We start from the raw sequence: 18,663 nt of genomic DNA, 5'->3' as shown, positions 1-18,663 counted from the left end.
TTTAATTTCCTAAACGAAGTCCCGGCGGAAGATCATTCACACCATTGGTCAAGCGGTAGTTTGCCCAATTATTCAATTGGCGCGTAAAGTCTTCTCGGCTCAGGGAGTTGTCAATGATATTGAGGAGCTCGTTGTGGGCTGTTGTCGATCCTACCCCGCCGTGAACCCAATCAGGATTAATTCCCCCTGTCTCGCTAGTAAGTGTTCTCAGATCTTTAATATCGCTCATGGGCACGCCCCACCTTTTGAAGGTCGGAGTCCGCGACACCATAAACCATTCATGAAGATTGCCTGGGCTGCGGATTCTGTCCTCGATGGCGTCACGAATTTTACCATCCTTCCAGAGCATATCCAATTCATCCGGCGATAGGTCGTCAAACCAGCGTGCGAACGCGCCGTTACGATTACCTGGCACGCTACCGTTAGGAAGCAACTCTTCTTTAGTCCGCAGCCGTCGAGTTACTCTTCCACCTTTTGCACCGCTTTCGGCCGTAGCAGCAGCTTCGTCCTCCGCCTTTTTCTTTGCCGCCGCCTCCGCTGCCTCTTTTGCAGCCTTCTCTTCGAGAGCCTTCACGGCAGCGCGTTCGACCTGGTTCTGAACGACCTTCTCTGCGCCTTTCTCCAAACCTTTGGTTAACAGCCGCCCCGGACCAATGCCGATGACGGCGCCGATCGACTGGATGCCTCCCAGCAGATATTGGCCCGAACCAAAAGAGCGGGAAGCATCGTTGGCGGAAAGCCCGTTTCCGAGGCCTGGCACGAAACCGGCCAGGCCGCCCACCTTGCGTCCGTATTCGCCAGCCTCGTACTTGTCCATGCCCCAGGACATCAGCCGGTCTTGAACGGAATGTTCGATATTCTCCGTCCATGACGGTGTGTAAGGCTTGAGTTCCGATGGACCCGAGCCCATCGAAAACGGCTGGACATTGCCCCGGCCGCTGTTCACGTAGTCCATTTCCTCCCCGACCTTGTCGTTGGAAGCCCAACCGAATCCGCCGGGATTGGTATTCCAGCCGCCATCGGCCGCACGTGTCCACCCTTTGGACGCTGCATACTCCGCGATCTGCTCGTCCCGGGTTTTGTCCTGCTTGTCGTTTCCGTCGGGTGCCTTGTCTGTCTGAACCGACTTTACGAAAATATACTCGCCGGGAGCGTTGCCTCTGTTGAGCGTGCAGCGGTCCGTATGACGCTGAACCCACTGGCCGTTCGCCCGCACGATGGTCGATGACGTCACCGGCTCGACCACGTCGCCGACAGTATTGGATTTGATCCCGCGCCCGACGCCCGGCTCGTCGCCGTAGCAACACCAGAATTTGGAACTCTGGAGCTTTATCACCTGGCCATTGGCGCGGACGTCGGGAGAATAATTCAGATTGTCGGAGCCCTTTCCCCACGTCATGTAAGGGATCGGGGTCTGCGGAGAGCGGCACACATCCGGCGAGGTCACGATCGCCAGCGCGGTGCTTTCCTTGGGGATGATTTCCGGCGGCGGCGGATCGGGCGCCGTAGGCTTTTGAATAGGCGCCTTGTTGCCCCCCTGCCCTTCCAATGGCAGGAGTTTGCCGCTGACCGGATCGACCCGGACATATTCCATGGGCTCCGGATCGGAGACGGCGGGCTCGTTTTCGGCCATTAGCTGACACTCTCCGTCAGCCTGGCCATGCTGAGCTTGGGTTGCCCCTGCCGCTCGGGCCAAGGAAAGTTGCAGCGCCATGTGAGAAAGACGCGGCCGATCCCAGGGCGCATGTCGAAGTGCACGCCATCGAGCACCATCCATCCCTCGCTTGATACCGGCTCTTGATCGATTTCGACGTAGAGCCCTATGTTCGGAAGAAGCCCTTTGAGCGTTTCCCGCCGTGGCAGCAGGTTTTGCAACTCAAACTCTTCGTCTCCCTGAAGCCAGGGTTCGGCGACCAGGTCGGGATGAGCAGCCTGCCAGAAACGATAATCGAAATCCCGCGGCAGCAGCGGATGCTGCTCCTTCAGCCATGCGTCATCATAGGTCCCGGCGCGTTGGGCGCGATCTTTCCAGAAGGGAGACAGCGGCCCAAGACTGGCCGGATCCGGCTGATCGTCGACTGTTAGGATCGGCTGCGACTCGTCTTCTATCTGCGGAGCCGGCCATTCCGATCTTTTGAAAAAGATGGTCGGATCGATAAGGCCTTTGCCTATCGGGTTTCTTGCCGGCGGCTTTTCGGTCTCGTTCGCTTCCCGACCGCCGAATGCCAGCCTCCAGTCGATAGGAAGATACTCGATCGGCTCTCCCTCAGTAAGTTCCCAATGATCCAGGGCATCTTCCTTGGTTCGATCGAGAAGGCCCTTCCAGGTTTTACGTGTATGGGCGCGCCAGACGCGAGGTCCATGCACACGCAACCGCTTGCTGACCGGTCCAAGCTTGAGACCGCAGGTCCAGGAGGATGCGGCTTCTCCGCCCGGTGAAAACGTCGCGCCGAGAAACGTAACGTCCGTTCCTGGCTTGAAGGGCGCCAAATCGGTGCAGGCAATCTGCGGTGTTTCATGGGGGTCACCTTCATAGGTGTCCGACATGACCAGAGGATATTGCTCCTCCGCGACCTGAAGGGGCCCACCATCGGTCAGCTTGAATGTGCCGCGAGCCACTACGATGCCGGCGAGCTCTCCTTCCAGGCCGTACTGCCGGAACGCGAGCGCTGGGAAAGGCGTGCGATTATCGACCGACATCGGAGCGTCAGCCCTTTGCTGTCGTGTCGGACGAGGTAGGCGATGCTTCCGAAAATCCTCCGCCCGGCTTGTTCAGGTCGACGACCTTGCCGTTAATCTGGGTCGGGCCCGATGCGGTGAAGTTGAAATGCGTGCCCAGGATGATGACGGTGCCGTCCTGGCGCATGATGAACTTGGAGGCGCCGCATTCGATGACGAACTCCTCGCCGACGATCACCTTCTTGAACTTCCCGACCTTTTCGAGAGACGTCTGGCCGACATTCGTAACCTTGCTGACACCGATCTGCTCCACTCGGGCGACCCCCACCGTGTCGGATTTGAACGACCCGACGATGGTGTTCATGATCCCCGACAGCGGAAAGAGGCTCGAGGCCGCATCGCCGACACCGCTGCCGGAGCCGGCCAGCGCGGTGCCGGCGTCGGCCCGAGGACTCGGACCGGAAACGACGCCCTGGCGGCTGCCGAGACCGCCGGCATTCAGGAACCCGAGCGCCGAGGAGGCAAGCGTACCCGCGAATGCGGCAAGGCCAGGTCCGCCGCCGCCGGCGATCTGACCTGCCTGGCCGAGAAGCGTCGCAGTCTGGCCGGCAAGCCCCTGCACCGCGGACATTAGCGCCATTGCTGCAGGCCCCGTGCCACCGACGACGGTGTTCATCGAGCCGCCGACCTCGTGTTTCTGGTTGCCGCCGACCTCGACCGTGCGATTGGAACCGATCGCCGACACCTCGTGCCTGTCGACGCGCTTGGTCCGGTCGTTGAGGATGCGGGTGGTCTGGTCCTTCTGGGCATGGAAGAACATGTTCTCCCGGCCGGCATCGTCCTCGAACGTCATCTCGTTGAAGCCGTTGCCCTTATGGGTATTGGAACGCATCACCATGCGCGTCTTGTTGGCCGGCAGGTCATAGGGCACCCCGTTCGAGGGGTTCGGGACGACGCCCGTGACCAGGGGGCGGTCCGGATCGCCGTCGATGAAGGCGACCATGACCTCCATGCCGATGCGCGGAATGACCTGTCCACCCCAGGCGGAGCCGGCCCAGTTCTGCGCCACGCGCACCCAGCAGGTGTCGGAGCCGTCCTTCTTCGCCTTGCGGTCCCAGGGGAACCAGAGCTTGATGCGGCCGTACTGATCCGGATGGATTTCCTCGCCGGCCGGCCCTGCAACGATCGCAACCTGCGTTCCTTCGATCCGCGGACGCCTGGTTTCCCGATGCGGCGTCATCGGCACGCGGGATGGGGTCGCTTCGAACGTGTTGGTATATTCTGGCTCGTTCGTATTGGTCTCATAGGAGCGATCGACGACCTTCTGGGTCATCTTCGTCACCACATGCTCCTCGTAAACATGGTCCGGATGGGCCACTTCGTAGGGCGTAAACCGACGTCCGACTTCGAGGATGCGCGATGTCGACGAACTCGAGACGCGGTCGTGATCGGCCTCGCTCGCCTGCATGCGCAGCTTTTCGGCACGCTCGGCCTGAGCAACTGTGGATATGCGGGCCGGGTATTCGTAAAGCTCGCGCTTGATCGCCTCGGGCATTTGCACCAGCGACGGCGTCATCGTGCCAGGCACCATACGCGGTGTTTCGAAATTCCAGTCGGCGCCGGCGCGCTGGCCGGGCACGTAGGAATACCGCCGGCTCCAGTCGTTGATATGATTGCGGTCGGAAGAGCCCTGCGCCAGACGTACCCGTCCCTCGCCCTGCGCCGAGGGAGATGGACCAAGCCAGGAACTGGCATTGTCTCCCACATGCAGCTTGTGCTTTCCGTCCTCATGGCTGAACCAGTAGAACAGCCCGTCCTCTTCGAAACGGCGGGTGAGATAGGCAAGGTCGGTCTCGTTCCACTGCACCGAATAATGTTGCGGCGGCGGTGGCGTCACGATGCCGGACGTATCGGGCGCCGGAATGCCGTGCTCGGAAAACAGCGTCTCGACGATGTCGATCGCGGTCTTGTCCATCCAGATACGGCAATCGGAACGTCGCGACAGAAGCCACATCTGCGGCCGCAGCACCATCGAATAGGATCTGAGGCCACGGGTGACCGGCGGCCCTTCGTTGAGTTCGGTCACCAGGCCGTTGAACGGACGGCGCACGCCGCCCTCCCCTTCGCCCTGCTGCACCTCCACCGAAACATCCATCAACCGTCCGATAAGCTCTTCCGGCTTGACCGTCGGTTTCTTGGCGCGCGCCGACAGCTTGATCTCGAAAAGCGAAGAAACGCCCTCCTCGATCGTCACCCGCTCCGGCAGAAGCTGGTCCTCACCGAGCGGCGAAACGACCTTCAGAATGCGGCTCGCCTGGATGAAATCGGCGGCAAAGGTTTGCAAATCGTCCATACGTCAAGTCCCGTCTAAAAACGCTCAACTACTGTTGCTGCGGTCGGGGATGAGTTTTGAAATATCCCGCCAATGCCGGGAAATATCGTTCGAGCATCCTGGTATTGGCCTGGTCGGATACCTTTTGGTAAGCGTCAACAAGCGCTTGCCGCTTAGCCTTGCCTTCTGCGCTTTGATAAAAATCGGAAAGAACCGAAAGATCTTCCTTTGGCAAAGCGGCAAGGATGAACGTCAGCCGCGCCTTTTCTTCCATCCGCGCAACATCCTTGGGCACCGGCTTTTCGTTCTCGGTCCTGTCGCGCAGGGATGTGATGACGCCTCCAAGCTCGGACTTCAGTTTCTCCGGTGACGCGGATGCCAGTTCAGCCGAATTCGCGTCGGAAAATGCCTCCAGCGAGACATACATGACCTGCATGGTGAGAGCGGTTTCGGCAGCCAGGTCCGGCGACGCCATCAGGTCCGCCAACTGCTTGATGCGGGGACCGTCATCGGCGCCGGAGATGCGGGTCTCGATCTGTTTTGCGGTCAACCGATCCTGGCTTTCGTACATCGCGATGATTTTCTTGCGGCCATCCTCGAACGCCATGGCGGCCTTGGCCAAGGCCGCGCGGTCGACTTTCCCGTCAGCCACCTCGGCCAGGCTGTCCGATATCTCGGCCACCATGACTTTGGGATCGAACGAAGCGCGGACGGCCGGTTCAAGGATAGGCCCCGCCTTCGAAGCCTCGGCTTTTCCTCGATCGGTCGCGGCCTTCACGACGTTTTCAACCTCCGACGGCATTGCCGAAAGGCGTGCGCCGATCTGCTCTATGTGAAGAAGAGCCTCGTCGATTTCGCCCGAAGCAGATGCGATGGCGGGCGCCGATACCGTCATTAAAAATGCCAGGGCGACATTCCGCGACCGTCGCGGAATGGTGCCTGCCCGAACCGATGGCGAAGGAAAACCGATCAACTTCATCCACCGCACCTCAGATCATCCGCACTTCTGTCAGTTGCCTGGGGCGGGCGTCGTTGTAGAGCTTGTTGATGATCTGCTCGGCCTTCATCATCTGTGCGTGGCCAGTCGGGTCGAACAGCTTCCTCTCCACAAAACTCTGGTTCGGATAGAACGGTCCGTTCCCGGTGCTGATGCTGAGCTTGTTGACGCGCTCCCGGATACCGGAACCGATACTCTCGTATTCGATGCGCTGGCCCGGATCGTAGGACGCAAAAGGCCTGCCGTTGAATCGGGGATGAACGGCCTTCGGGTAACGGGGGTCGGACGGCATCTGCGAGATCGACTTTTCGCCGTATTTCGTTTCGCGGCCTATGGCACCGACGCTTCCGCCATAAGACGGTGCGTAGGTGACGAGCCTGTCGGAATCCAAGACTGCGCTCATGTAGAAGAGCAGTTCCATCTTTTCGGCCAGCTTCCTCTCGTCGACGCTACTGCCGGTCGGCGGGTTGCAGAACGGGATCCTGGCGGCCATGTCCGCAACTTGTCCCTTGTGTGCCTCGCTGATGGAATTGTCTTCCTTCACGCCTTCGATGAACTCATGCGTGCAGATATGGCTGGCACGGATGAAGTCCATGAGACGCGACTCGTAGTTGACCGAGGTCGGTGCGGAGACCTGTGTCCCGGTGCTCGTCAGGCCTTCCACCAGTTTTGTCACCTGCTTGTTGGCGACCTTCTTGGCCTCGTCCAGAACACCGCCCAGCGCGAACATGAACGCCTTGTTATTGTTCGCGGCGGCCATCAGATTGAAAGTGCGGTTGAGATTGTTATTGCAGATCACGCGGACAATCGCGCGGCCCGCCAGCACGCGTACCGAGGTCGTGGCGAAGGCGGCCATCATGACACTGCCGGTCAGGATCGAAGCCGCCAGCACAAACATCTCGGCGGTGGCGCGATCGCGCTCTCCTTGGGCCTTCATTTCGTTATTGTAACTCAATACCGCGGCGTCATATGCGCGCACGTAGGGGCTGGCGACGTTCAGCTCCCATTGGGACTTATGTTTGGGAAGCTTTACAAGAATATCGCTCAAGCGTTGATTTGCGGATGCCACGATCATCTCCCATCGTCCAAAGCCAAAAAATATCTCTCAACTATTTGCGAAAACGTCCGTCACCCGCGCAAGCGTAGACGGGTGGGGTAGCGCATGGATGCGACGCCGGCCGAAAGGCCGGCGCCGGCAATGTTGAGCGGCCTTAGGCGGCCTTGGCCGTGGAAAGATCGTAGGACGCGATCATCGGCGACTGCGGCGAATGATTCTCGTCGTAAGGCGTGTACTTCACCTCCATCTTGGTGAAGTTCAGCTTGATCGTTTCGATCGGGCGGTCACCGTTGGAATCGATCGAGTAGCTGGCGATCAGCGTGTTGGTAAGCGAGTATTCGATATACGTGTCGCCCGGGTTACCCGTGGTCACCAGGTGGATCACCGTGCGCTTGCCGGTGCGGCCCGAGCAGGCTTCCTGGAAAAGTTTGGTCGACGAGGAGTCGCTGACCTTGGTGAGGATGACTTCCGAGACAGTCGGCTCGGAAGCTTCACGGTTTGCCGCGGAACCGGCAGACGTGTTCATGTTGCGGGCAACGTTCCAATGGATGGCTTCGATATCCATCCACTTGCGGTGCTGTTCATGGGTTGCGTCACCCTGAATACCGTCGATCTGCAGATAAATCGGCATGCTATCAGCTCTCCTATTATCGGATTAAAATGCCTAGTTGCGTCTAAGGCGCAGTTGCCTTTCGTCTTGCTCCTCCCCGGGTGCGCTTGCGGCCCGAGGGTTCTTCATCCGCCTGCCGGCTATGATCCGGTTCGGCGAATTTGTGCTGGACGGCCGCGCTTTCGGTATCGATGCCGAAGCGTTGACCGTCGAAATTGATGGTGATGCCGGCGCTCTTGCTACCTTCCGCGACGGCATCGAGGAAGAAGGTGGAAAGCACGGGCAGAAGATCGCGAGCGATCATGATCTCGATGGCGCGGGCGCCCATCTCGCTGGTTTTCGCCCGGGAGACCAGCGCTTCCCGCGCGTCGGCCGACAGGTCGAGCGCCGTGCCGTAGGCTGCGCCAACGCGGTCGCGAATGCGTCCGATCTGGATATCGACGATGCCGGACAACGTCCCGCGGCCGAGCGGCATGAAGGGAAGGACCGTGGTGCGTCCGAGGAAGGCCGGTTTGAAATGTTTCTGCAACTCGGGAAGCAGAAGCGCTTCGAGCGCCTCGCCTTCCGGCATCGTGTCCGGATCCGCGGCAAGCGCCGCAAGCAGTTCCGAACCGGTATTGGCCGTCATGAAGATCGTAGTGTTCTTGAAATCGATGTCGCGACCCTCGCCGTCGCGCAGCGTTCCCTTGTCGAACACCTGGTAGAAGATTTCCTGAACGCCCGGATGCGCCTTGTCGATCTCGTCGAGCAGCAGCACCCCATAGGGCCTGCGCCGCACCGCCTCCGTCAGGACGCCGCCTTCACCATAGCCCACATAACCGGGTGGCGAGCCGAGCAGCATCGAGATTTTGTGCTCTTCCTTGAATTCCGACATGTTGATAGTCGTCAGATATCGGCTGCCGCCATAAAGCATGTCGGCAAGCGACAGCGCCGTCTCCGTCTTGCCGGTACCGGACATGCCGACGAGCAGGAAGACGGCCGGCGGCCGGCGCGGATCGGTGAGACCGGCGCGGGCAGCACGCATCGTCGAGGCGATCCGTTCGATGGCCGCATTCTGGCCGAGCACGCGCTCCTTCAGCCGCACATCGAGCGTCTTCACCGTCTCGACCTGGTCGGACAAAAGCTTGCCGACCGGGATGCCGGTCCAGCGGGCGACCACTGCCGCGACCGCCTCCTTGTCGACAACACGTGGCATGAGCGGTGCCTCCCCGGCAACTGCCACAAGGCTTCGCTCGGTGCCGGCAAAGGCGGTGCGGGCGCTTTCGGGCGTCATCGCCTGCGGCGGGAAAGGCGCGATATTGGTGCTGCCGCTCGCCTCCCCGGCCGCAGACAACGGCACGATGGCGGGGTCATGCGAAAAGACGTCTTCAAGGCGATCGGCTTCGCGCGCAAGCCGCATCTCCTCGTCGAACTTCGCCCCCAGAGCATCGATTTCGGCACCGATCTCGTCTCGTTCTCGCGCAATCTCGGCAAGCCGGGCGACATTTCCCGGTGTTTCAGGCTCGCCCGACAACCATCTGGCTTCGGTTTCCAGAAGATCCCGCTCGTTGTTCAGCAGCTTCAACGCTTCCGGCGACGTCTGCCGCGCCAGCGCAACCCCGGCTGCAGCCGTATCGATCAGGCTGATCGCCTTGTCGGGAAGCTGCCGGGCCGGCAGATACCGGGCCGAAAGGCGAACGGCGGCCACCAGCGCCTCGTCGCGGATCCGCACCTTGTGGTGTGTCTTCAGGCTCTCGGCCACCCCACGCAGCATGCGCACCGCCGTCTCTTCATCCGGCTCCTGCACCTGTACCATCTGGAAACGCCGCGTGAGTGCCGCATCCTTCTCGATATAGCGCTTGTATTCGCTCCAGGTCGTTGCCGCGATTGTCCGCAGCTCGCCCCGCGCCAGGGCCGGCTTCAGGATATTGGCAGCATCACCCTGCCCGGCCTGTCCGCCCGCGCCGATCAGCCCATGGGCTTCGTCGATGAACAGGATGATTGGTTCGGGTGAGGTTTTCACGGCATCGACGACACCATGCAGCCGTCGTTCGAACTCGCCCTTCACGCCGGCCCCGGCCTGCAGCAGGCTGAGATCGAGAAGCTGCAGCTTCACCTGCTTCAGCCGCTCAGGCACGCGTTCAGCGGCAATCTCCAGGGCGAGCGCTTCGGCGACCGCCGTCTTGCCGACGCCGGCCTCGCCCACCAGGATCGGATTGTTCTGCCGCCGCCGCATCAGGATGTCGATCAGCTGGCGCAGCTCCCGGTCGCGACCGATGACGGGGTCGAGCTTTCCGGCACGCGCATCAGCCGTCATGTCGCGGGTATAAAGGCGCAGAAATTCGTTCTCCGCCGACGAAAAAGCCGGCCTCGAAAGAGCCGGCTCGGATGGGTTACCCGCTTGATCGATCGTCGCTTTCTCGAGCTTCTCGTCGAGACGCGTCCGGTCGAGGCCGCGCATCGAAGGCGCAATCCCGCGCACGACGGATCGCAGAGCGTGATCGGCGGTCAGTGCAGCCAGCAGATCCGCCAGCGTGATGGTACTGCGCCCGAATTGAAGCGAGGCAACAAGCCATGCTTCGCGAGCCAGCGAAAGCAGGTTCTGGGAGAGCACGAGCGACGCGCCGTCTTCCCGGCGTATATCGGCAATCGCCGCATCGAGCTCGGTGCGGAGCGTTTCCGAAGGAACCTTGAGATCCTCGAATACAGCTGAAACTTCAGGGATATCCAAAATCGCGCGAAGCCAGTGACCGACCTCGACGACAGGCTGCTGATGACGTGCAGCAAGCGAAGCGGCTGTCTCAAGACCGACACGCAAATTTGGCTCAAGCGTTCTAATCAGACGGCTGAGATCGATGTGCGACATCCGGCAAGCCCTGTATCTTTTGATCGAGGTGCAGTGTTCTTTCGAGATGCGAGGCAACAACTAGGGCGGTTACCGGACCTTGTCCAGATCAAAAGTTGCGCTATGTCAAAAAATAGCGGTTACGATAGTTGTCATGAAAATGTCACCTGCTTCCGGAGCTTGACAAGCCAGTATATGGCTCACAAGATGACGATCTGCAAATTTATGCTCCCGTTTTTGGAGAATATGATAGCGTGAATGTGCTAAAAATAGCCACCCCATTTGAAGAAGGCGGCCCGTGCGGAGAAAATCTTCGAGATAATACTTCTGTGCGCGAAATATACTATAGAATTAAGGATGCGAGAAACGCCGCAAGGACCGCCGAACGGGGAACTGTTCCAGGTGAAGCTATTGGTCTTTCACCTGCCTGGCATGATGTCAGCAATCTTGGATTGCAGATTCTTTCTTCAGTGAGCAAGGACATCGAAGTATTGGCTTGGCTGGCAGAGGCTCAGCTGCGGCTGCGTGGCTTCGAGGGTCTGCGCGACGTTTACGAAGCCATGGTGTCGCTTTTAGACAATCATTTTGACTCTCTGTATTCGATCGGCGATGCCGATTTCGAGGAACGGTTTGCGCCTCTCGCAGGCCTGAACGGCGTCGGCGGCGAAGGGACGATCATTCAGGCGATCCGCCTGACTTCATTGATTCCAGGCGGAAAGTTCGCTCAGTTTTCCCTCTGGGATTTCCAGCTTTCCCAGCGGGCGACCGAAAGCGAGCGGCGCCAGGAATTACAGCAGGCGGCGACGGAAGCCGGTGTCGCACGCATGTCAGGCCACCTGACGGTACTCACGGAATGCATTGCCGCTTTCGACCGTCTGGTCGCTATACTTGATGCTCGCTGCGGTGATCAGGCGCCACCGAGTTCGAATACACGCAATGTATTGCATGAGGCGGCTTCTGCAATTCGTGTTCTGGCGGGTATCGAAGCCGTCGTTCTCGCGCCGGAACAACAGTTGCCGCACAAGCCGGACCTCCGCCCCGCCAACACGAACGAGGCCGAGACGGAACCTGCAGCCCAGCCCCGTCAGGTCACCGCCGAAACTCTTCGCTCCCGCGAGGAGGCCTTCGAGCTGCTGATCGCGGTGGCGCGCTATTTTCGCCGGACCGAACCCCATTCACCGATTTCCATGTCGATCGAGACGCTCGTGCGCCGCGGCCGCATGGATTTTTCCGAGCTTCTTGCCGAGCTTCTGCCCGAACAGCATGCGCGCAATGCGGTGCTGACGGCGGCCGGCATCCAGCCCTCAGCCGACAGGGGAGGTTGAGGGGTCTACGACCGCTACGGGCTGCCGCCCGACAGCAATCTGCAACAGTCTGAATTCGTAATCTGCCGATGGCAGGAAGGAGAATCCCGATGGCAAGCGTGCATGAGAAACTGGAGAGGGTTCGCAAACCCCGGGTCCACATCAAATATGAAGTGGAGACCGAAGGCGCGATGGTGGTGAAGGAATTGCCCTTCGTCGTCGGTGTGCTCGGCGATTTCTCCGGCAATCCGACCCAGCCGTTGAAACCGTTCGGCGAGCGCAAGTTCGTCCAGATCGACCGGGACAATTTCGACGACGTGATGCGCCGCATGACCCCGGGTCTCACCATTTCCGTCGAGAACACATTGCAGAACGACGGAACCGAGCTTCCGGTTTCCCTGAAATTCGAAAGCATGGAGGATTTCGAGCCGGGCTCCGTCGTCAACCAGGTGCCCGCGCTGAAAGCCCTTCTCAACGCCCGCAACGAACTGCGCGACCTGATGAGCAAGGCCGACCGTTCCGAGGAGCTGGAACGGCTGCTCGAAGACATCCTTCAGAACAAGGCCGACCTCTCCCAGCTCGTCGCCGAGCTCGGCAACGACAAGAAGAAAGACGCAGTGAACTGAGTGTCGTTCGCGCGCGGCCGACTGCGCGCTTTGAAATTCCTGCCCATCTGTTGGTTGGAGCAGCCGCCTGCTCGAAGGCGTCAACACTTCGAGACCGCTGCTTCCCTGAAAAGGATTTGAGACATGAGCACTGACACGCAATTGCAGACGGCGGAACAGATCGATTTCGTTCCGGATCAGGACCTTCTCACGAAGGTGGTCGCGGCGACCCGCCAGACGGAGCCGAACCGCGCGCAGGACCTGCTGCGCACCCTCACCGACCAGGCCTTGAAAGGCACGGTCACCTATGACCGCAATCTGACCATCACCCTGAACAACGCGATCGCGGAAATCGACAAGACGATCTCCCGGCAGCTTGCGGCGATCATGCAGGCACCCGAGTTCGTGAAGCTCGAAGGAGCCTGGCGCGGCCTCAACTATCTGGTCAAGAACACCGAGACCAGCGTCAACCTGAAGATCCGCGTGCTGAACGCCTCGAAGCGCGACATCTCCAAGGATCTGGCCAAAGCGGTCGAATTCGATCAGTCGCGCCTTTTCAAGTCGGTCTATGAAGACGAGTTCGGCACACCGGGCGGCGAACCGATGGGCGCGCTGGTCGGCGATTACGAATTCGACAATTCCTTTGAAGACGTTCAGCTGCTGCAGGGCGTGTCGATGATCGCCGCGGCCGCTTTCGCGCCGTTCATCTCGGCTGCCAGCCCGCGCATGTTCGGTTTCGAGGACTTCCGCGAAGTCGCAAAGCCGCGCGACCTCGAAAAAATCTTCGATACGGTCGAGTACGCCAAATGGCGCGGATTCCGCGACAGCGACGATTCGCGGTTCGTGACGCTCGCCATGCCGCGCGTCCTCGCGCGCATGCCCTATGGCCCGAAGACCAACCCCATCGACGAGTTCAACTACGATGAGACGGGCGGCTCCGATACCGGCGAACTGCCGCATGACAATTATTGCTGGATGAACGCCGCCTATGTGATGGGCACGCGTTTGACCGAGGCCTTCGCCAAGAGCGGCTGGTGCACCGCGATCCGCGGGGCGGAAAACGGCGGCAAGGTCGAGGGCCTGCCGATGCACATCTTCTCGAGCGACGATGGCGATCTCGACCTCAAGTGCCCGACTGAGGTCGGCATCACCGACCGCCGCGATGCCGAACTCGGCAAACTCGGCTTCCTGCCGCTCTGCCACTACAAGAACACCGACTATGCCGTGTTCTTCGGCGCGCAGACGGCCCATAAGCCGAAGCTCTACGACCGGCCTGAAGCCAACGCCAATGCGGCAGTCTCTGCCCGCCTGCCCTACATGATGGCGACGTCGCGATTCGCCCATTACCTGAAGGTCATGGGCCGCGATAAGATCGGCTCCTTCATGGAAGCAGAAGACTGCGAAGCCTGGCTCAATCGCTGGATCGCCAATTACGTCAATGCCAATGACGAGGCGGGCGAGGAATCGCGTGCCAAATATCCGCTGCGCGATGCCCGGGTGACCGTTCAGGAGATTCCCGGCAAGCCGGGCGCCTACAATGCGGTCGCCTGGATGCGCCCCTGGCTGCAGATGGAGGAGTTGACGACCTCGCTGCGGATGGTCGCTCGGATCCCCTCCAAATCCTGATGCGACGCACGCGCGGCGTCCCCTCGCCGCGCGTGACCCTCCCGCATTTGTTTTCACGCAGTTCCGGACCGGCACACGACTAGGCTTTTGTGGACTGACCGGATTTGACACCAGGATGACGATGGGTTCTTGTACAGAATGGAGGCGTCGGGCGGACCGGCTGATCGCATTGATCGACGACGCCCTGAACCGCCAGGTGAACGCGATCCTGCATCACCCGGACTTCCAGGCCATGGAGGCCAGGTGGCGCGGCCTTGCCATGCTGGTGCGCGCATCCGGACCGAGCGGCGATGTGAAGGTCAAGCTTCTGAGCATCAGTTCGCAGGAACTTGCGCGGAACATGGAACGCGCCTCGGATTTCGACCAGAGCCATCTTTTCGAGTTGATCTATAGCCGCGAATTCGGCACGCCGGGCGGCGAACCCCACGGGCTGCTGATCGGCGACTACCACTTCTCGCCGAGCGAGCCGCAAGGCGGAGACGCGGTCAGCCTCCTGACGCAGCTCGGCATGGTGGCTGCGGCCGCCTTCTGCCCCTTCGTTGCCGGTGCCTCGCCCCAGGCGATCGGGCTTGAGGACTTTGACGAACTCGGCCGCGTCCAGGATTTTTCCTGGCTCGCCAACGATCCGACCCGTATCCGCTGGAACGCGCTTCGCGCCCGGGAGGACTCGCGTTTCCTTGGCCTCGTCGGCCCGCGAATCCTGATGCGCTCGCCGCTCGAGCCCTACGACCGTCGGCGCAATGACGGCTTTCCCTTCCGCGAGGAGATCGCCGCGGACGGCAGTTCGCTGCTCTGGGGCAACGGCGCTTTCGCCTTCGGCGCCATCGTCATCCGCAATTTTATCGATTCCGGCTGGTTCGCCGATATCCGCGGCGTCACCCAGGACAGGATCGACGGCGGTCTGTTGAGCACGTCGGAGCTACGCCCTTATGACTTCGGCACCGAAAGCAACGGGCTTTCAGCCCAGGCGCCGGTGGAAATCCGCCTGACGAGCGTTCAGGAGCAACAGTTCTGCGATCTCGGCCTGATCCCCGTCGCGACGACCTATCTCTCCGCCTCGGCGATTTTCAACTCCAATCAGTCGCTGCACGCGCCGCCGCATTATTCCAGCGAGCATGCATGCCAGAACGCCCGGCTCGCCGCCATGCTGCAATACGTGCTCTGCGCCTCGCGCTTTTCGCATTACCTGAAGGTCATCATGCGCGACGAGATCGGCCAGCTCTCCGACGCCAACTCCATCCAGCGGAAGCTCGAGGACTGGCTGACCGGTTATACGCTCGGCAATGACGACGCCGATCTTTCGCTGCGCACCCGCTTTCCCCTGCGTTCGGCCGGCATCACCGTCGCGGAAATCCCGGGAAAGCCGGGCACCTTCTCCTGCACCGTTCGCCTGCAGCCGCATTTCCAGCTCGACGACGTCTCCACGAGCTTCCACCTCATCGCCGACACCGCGAACCCGGACCAGATCGTTCGCCGCCCCGTCGCCACTACCGAGAGGATGTCCGCATGACGCTTTCCGAAAGCATCGCCAACCGCTTGAGCGACAATGCACTCGATGCTGCGCTCGACATGGCAAAGGCGCACCTGAAGTCCAATCCCTCGGACCAGGAGGCCCGCCACCTCTATATCGACCTGCTGGTGCTTGCCGGTGACTATGAGCGCGCCGACACCCAATGCAGCCTGGCCGTCACCTTCGCCCCCGACGCGACCATGGGCTTTGCCCTTCTGCGCAATCAGTTGCGCGGCATGGCGGCACGCGACGCCTGGTTCCGGAGCAGCGCCGTGCCGGAATTCCCTGGAGGGCCAAGCAATCTCGACAAGCTTGCGGTCCGCCTCGGCCTCGCCCACCGGATGCGGGATGAGACCGATGCAAAGGAGATGCTCGCGGCCCTGGAAGATCAGCGCGGCGAATTTCCGATGCTCTGGAACGGCAAATGGGTTGCCGACTTCCGCGATCTCGATGACCGGATCCCCCATGCCCTGGAAGTCATCATGACGGGCGGCGCCTATCTGTGGATCGACTATGCCAAGATCGCAACGGTGACGGTCGAACCGATTGCGAGGCCGCGCGACCTCGCCTTCCGGCGCGCCGAACTCTCATTGATAGACGGCGCCGTGGCGCCCGTGCTGCTGCCCGCCATCTATCATGGCACGGCGTCCGATCCAGCGCTGATCCTCGGCCGCGAGACGGACTGGATCGAAGAACCGACGGGGATCACCACCGGCCGCGGCCAGCGTTGTTTCCTTGCCGGAGACGAACTCGTCTCCTTCCACGATACCGAAAACCTCGAAACCGTCGCGACGGCGGCCCGTCGCAAGCAGGTCGTCCATGGCTGACCCACTCGAACGCTACCGGCCGCGCGACCGCATTCTTGCCCGCTCGATCCTCGACCGGCTGATCGACGAGGCACCGGATCGCGCCTTCGACGCACCGGCAAGCCTGGTCGACCAGGTGCGCGACATGCGGGAATCGATCCGCCGCGACCTGGAAGCCCTGCTCAACACGCGCCGCTGCCCGACCGCACCGCCGATCGTGCTCGGCGAACTCAAGGACGCGCTGGTGAGCTACGGGGTCGACGGCATGGTATCGGCCAACCTCGTGACGGACGAGGCCAAGCTCAAGCTCGCCCAGATGATCGAGCGCCGCATTTCGCTTTTCGAAACACGCCTATCCGATGTTCGCGTAACGATCCTGAAGAGCCGGACGATGACGGAGCGGGCGCTGCGCATGCGCATCCAGGCGAGCTTTCGCCTGCATGAAGGCATGCCGCCGATAAGCTTCGAATCCACGATCGATCCGTCGACGCAGCGGTTCCTGGTGGAGGCGGCGAATGGCTGAAGGCTTCCTCAACCGCTACAATGACGAATTGCTGGCGCTGCGCCAGCGGGCGGCGCGGTTTGCGGATGCGTTTCCGAAGATTGCCGGCCGCCTGCGCATGACCGGCGACGTCGCGGACGATCCGCATGTGGAGCGACTGATCCAGAGCTTTGCCTATTCCGCCGCCCGCGTCCGCCAAAAGATCGACGACGAATTCCCGGAACTGACGGACGGACTGCTCGAAACGCTCTATCCGCATTATCTCGCACCGCTCCCCTCGATGAGCATCGTGCGCTTCAAGCCCAGCGGCACGCTTGCCTCGGTGCAGACAGTGCCCCGCCATACGGAAATCCTCGCCGAGCCGATCGGCGGCGAGGCCTGCCGGTTCCGCACCACCCAGGATGTCGATGTGGCGCCGATCGAGATCGCCGGTGCCGCATTGTCGGGCCAGCCGATCAACGCGCCGCTGTCTCCCTATTCCGGCGTTGCCGGCTGCCTGCGACTATCGGTCCGCACGCTCGACCCGCGCCAGCCCTTCGGAGCTCTCGGCGTCGGCAGACTGCGGCTGCATGTCCCGTCGCCCTGGCAGCAGGCCGTCGCGATCCACGAACTGCTTGCCAACCACACGCTCGGCATCGCGCTTGCAAAACACGCCGACGATCGCAACGCGATCTTCCTGCCGGCCCGGAACCTGAAGCCGGTCGGCTTCGAACCGGAACAGGCCATGCTGCCCTATCCGGCGCCGAGCTTCATCGGCTACCGGCTGCTGACCGAATTTTTTGCCTTGCCGCAGAAATTCCTGTTCCTCGACCTCGACGGGCTCGACGCCTGGAAGAGCGAAGCGCTGGAGATCTTCATCTATCTGGACGAGACGGACGCGAAGCTCGAACGCACCGTCTCGGCCCGCGATTTCACCCTCAATGCCACGCCGGTTGTCAACCTCTTCCGCCAGACCTGCGAGCCGATTTCGGTCGATGGTACCCGCACCGAATATCGCCTCCTGCCGGACGCCCGCCGTCAGAGGACGCGCGAAATCTATGCGGTCGACCGCGTGCTCCTGACCGGCGCCCGCGGGCAGGAAGAATTCTGCCAGCCGTTCTTCGGCCGCTCGCAGCGGGCGGGCAACAGTGCCTCCTATTGGCAGGCCTATCGCCGCTTCGACGAGGACGGGACGAGCGACATAGATATCGCTTTCGTCGACCGCAATCGCCGCTTCGCGGGGCCGATGGATGCGGTGGCGAGCGTCGATACGCTCTGCCTCAACCGCGACCTGCCGGAACAGCTGCCCTTCGGCGGCGGCCATCCTTTCCTGCAGCTGGCTTCGGGCCATGAGGCGGTCGCCGGCGTCGAAGCGCTGATCCCGCCGACCCCTTCCGTCCGCATGAACGATCAGGGCGGCCGCAACTGGCGGCTCGTGTCGCACCTGCTGCTCAATCATCTCTCCTTGTTCGACAAAGACGGCGCGGCGCTGAAGGATATCCTGTCGCTCTACGCCTTCCGCGACAGCCCGGAAACCAAACAGCTCGTCGATGCGCTGATCCGCATCAAGGCCGGCAATTCGACGGCACGGCTCGGCAGCGGTGGCATGGTGCCCGGCACCGAGATCGCGCTGGAATTCGATCCCGCCGCCATCGACCGGCCATCCGCCTTCCTGTTCGGCGCGGTGCTCGACCGTTTCTTCAGCCTCTACACCTCGGTCAACAGCTTCACCCGGCTGACCGTGTCGATGAAGGGGCAATCAAAACCCATCGCCACCTGGCCGGCACGCGCCGCCGAGCGGCCATTGCTCTGACGAAAGGATTACGAACCGA

General features: G+C 61.4%; 14 protein-coding genes. 7 read left to right on the top strand and 7 right to left on the bottom strand.

Annotation, left to right across the window (positions count from 1 at the left end; all coding sequences use genetic code 11):
* Position 1: 1 nt before the first annotated feature.
* The 7 genes from C5J24_RS24470 to tssH form a co-directional block, all read right to left on the bottom strand.
* Positions 2-1,633 carry a DUF4150 domain-containing protein gene (locus C5J24_RS24470; RefSeq protein ID WP_172724126.1) on the bottom strand — a complete coding sequence of 544 codons (1,632 nt, stop codon included), beginning with the start codon at positions 1,631-1,633 and terminating at the stop codon, positions 2-4.
* Positions 1,633-2,700, bottom strand: a complete 1,068-nt coding sequence (locus C5J24_RS24465) for a DUF2169 domain-containing protein (protein WP_105401791.1) — start codon at positions 2,698-2,700, stop codon at positions 1,633-1,635. Before C5J24_RS24465 ends, C5J24_RS24470 begins: the two co-directional genes overlap by 1 nt.
* A 7-nt stretch (positions 2,701-2,707) precedes the next feature.
* Positions 2,708-5,032, bottom strand: coding sequence for a type VI secretion system tip protein TssI/VgrG (gene tssI / locus C5J24_RS24460; RefSeq protein ID WP_105421606.1), 2,325 nt, complete (start codon positions 5,030-5,032; stop codon positions 2,708-2,710).
* A gap of 28 nt (positions 5,033-5,060) precedes the next feature.
* Positions 5,061-5,906, bottom strand: coding sequence for a hypothetical protein (locus C5J24_RS24455; RefSeq protein WP_172724125.1), 846 nt, complete (start codon positions 5,904-5,906; stop codon positions 5,061-5,063).
* 94 nt (positions 5,907-6,000) lie between these two features.
* Positions 6,001-7,083: a hypothetical protein gene (locus tag C5J24_RS24450; protein ID WP_245441143.1), complete on the bottom strand. Its 1,083-nt coding sequence runs from the start codon at positions 7,081-7,083 to the stop codon at positions 6,001-6,003.
* Positions 7,084-7,219: 136 nt separating this feature from the next.
* Entirely contained in the window at positions 7,220-7,696 is a 477-nt protein-coding gene (locus C5J24_RS24445; RefSeq protein WP_041365441.1) for a type VI secretion system tube protein Hcp, read from the bottom strand.
* Between the two features lie 43 nt (positions 7,697-7,739).
* Entirely contained in the window at positions 7,740-10,520 is a 2,781-nt protein-coding gene (gene tssH, locus C5J24_RS24440; RefSeq protein ID WP_105421602.1) for a type VI secretion system ATPase TssH, read from the bottom strand.
* 233 nt (positions 10,521-10,753) lie between these two features.
* On the opposite strand from tssH, the gene tssA reads away from it, so the two are divergent.
* The 7 genes from tssA to tssF all read left to right on the top strand — a co-directional run bounded on the left by tssA (position 10,754) and on the right by tssF (position 18,644).
* Positions 10,754-11,824, top strand: a complete 1,071-nt coding sequence (gene tssA / locus C5J24_RS24435) for a type VI secretion system protein TssA (protein ID WP_105401787.1) — start codon at positions 10,754-10,756, stop codon at positions 11,822-11,824.
* 89 nt (positions 11,825-11,913) lie between these two features.
* Positions 11,914-12,429, top strand: a complete 516-nt coding sequence (tssB, locus tag C5J24_RS24430) for a type VI secretion system contractile sheath small subunit (RefSeq protein WP_046635796.1) — start codon at positions 11,914-11,916, stop codon at positions 12,427-12,429.
* A gap of 123 nt (positions 12,430-12,552) precedes the next feature.
* On the top strand, positions 12,553-14,034 hold the full coding sequence (tssC, locus tag C5J24_RS24425; protein WP_105421600.1) for a type VI secretion system contractile sheath large subunit: 1,482 nt from the start codon (positions 12,553-12,555) through the stop codon (positions 14,032-14,034).
* 121 nt (positions 14,035-14,155) lie between these two features.
* Positions 14,156-15,544 carry a type VI secretion system contractile sheath large subunit gene (gene tssC / locus C5J24_RS24420; protein WP_105421597.1) on the top strand — a complete coding sequence of 463 codons (1,389 nt, stop codon included), beginning with the start codon at positions 14,156-14,158 and terminating at the stop codon, positions 15,542-15,544.
* Complete coding sequence (locus tag C5J24_RS24415) at positions 15,541-16,371, top strand: type VI secretion system accessory protein TagJ (RefSeq protein WP_105401784.1); 831 nt, start codon at positions 15,541-15,543, stop codon at positions 16,369-16,371. The genes tssC (C5J24_RS24420) and C5J24_RS24415 overlap by 4 nt, the downstream gene beginning before the upstream one ends.
* Positions 16,364-16,873: a type VI secretion system baseplate subunit TssE gene (gene tssE, locus C5J24_RS24410; RefSeq protein ID WP_105401783.1), complete on the top strand. Its 510-nt coding sequence runs from the start codon at positions 16,364-16,366 to the stop codon at positions 16,871-16,873. The genes C5J24_RS24415 and tssE overlap by 8 nt, the downstream gene beginning before the upstream one ends.
* Positions 16,866-18,644 (top strand): type VI secretion system baseplate subunit TssF, encoded by a 1,779-nt coding sequence (gene tssF / locus C5J24_RS24405; protein ID WP_105421595.1) that lies wholly within the window; start codon positions 16,866-16,868, stop codon positions 18,642-18,644. The genes tssE and tssF overlap by 8 nt, the downstream gene beginning before the upstream one ends.
* Positions 18,645-18,663 lie beyond the last annotated feature (19 nt).

It is taken from the genome of Neorhizobium sp. T25_27, assembly GCF_002968565.1.
Classification (GTDB): domain Bacteria; phylum Pseudomonadota; class Alphaproteobacteria; order Rhizobiales; family Rhizobiaceae; genus Neorhizobium; species Neorhizobium tomejilense.
This window is presented reverse-complemented; position numbering and strand designations above follow the sequence as displayed.

Coding starts and splice junctions, on each gene's coding strand:
- C5J24_RS24470 (WP_172724126.1), bottom strand. CDS start 1,633: ATGGCCGAAAACGAGCCCGCCGTCTCCGATCCGGAGCCCATGGAATAT.
- C5J24_RS24465 (WP_105401791.1), bottom strand. CDS start 2,700: ATGTCGGTCGATAATCGCACGCCTTTCCCAGCGCTCGCGTTCCGGCAG.
- tssI (WP_105421606.1), bottom strand. CDS start 5,032: ATGGACGATTTGCAAACCTTTGCCGCCGATTTCATCCAGGCGAGCCGC.
- C5J24_RS24455 (WP_172724125.1), bottom strand. CDS start 5,906: ATGACGGTATCGGCGCCCGCCATCGCATCTGCTTCGGGCGAAATCGAC.
- C5J24_RS24450 (WP_245441143.1), bottom strand. CDS start 7,083: ATGATCGTGGCATCCGCAAATCAACGCTTGAGCGATATTCTTGTAAAG.
- C5J24_RS24445 (WP_041365441.1), bottom strand. CDS start 7,696: ATGCCGATTTATCTGCAGATCGACGGTATTCAGGGTGACGCAACCCAT.
- tssH (WP_105421602.1), bottom strand. CDS start 10,520: ATGTCGCACATCGATCTCAGCCGTCTGATTAGAACGCTTGAGCCAAAT.
- tssB (WP_046635796.1), top strand. CDS start 11,914: ATGGCAAGCGTGCATGAGAAACTGGAGAGGGTTCGCAAACCCCGGGTC.
- tssC (WP_105421600.1), top strand. CDS start 12,553: ATGAGCACTGACACGCAATTGCAGACGGCGGAACAGATCGATTTCGTT.
- tssC (WP_105421597.1), top strand. CDS start 14,156: ATGGGTTCTTGTACAGAATGGAGGCGTCGGGCGGACCGGCTGATCGCA.
- C5J24_RS24415 (WP_105401784.1), top strand. CDS start 15,541: ATGACGCTTTCCGAAAGCATCGCCAACCGCTTGAGCGACAATGCACTC.
- tssE (WP_105401783.1), top strand. CDS start 16,364: ATGGCTGACCCACTCGAACGCTACCGGCCGCGCGACCGCATTCTTGCC.
- tssF (WP_105421595.1), top strand. CDS start 16,866: ATGGCTGAAGGCTTCCTCAACCGCTACAATGACGAATTGCTGGCGCTG.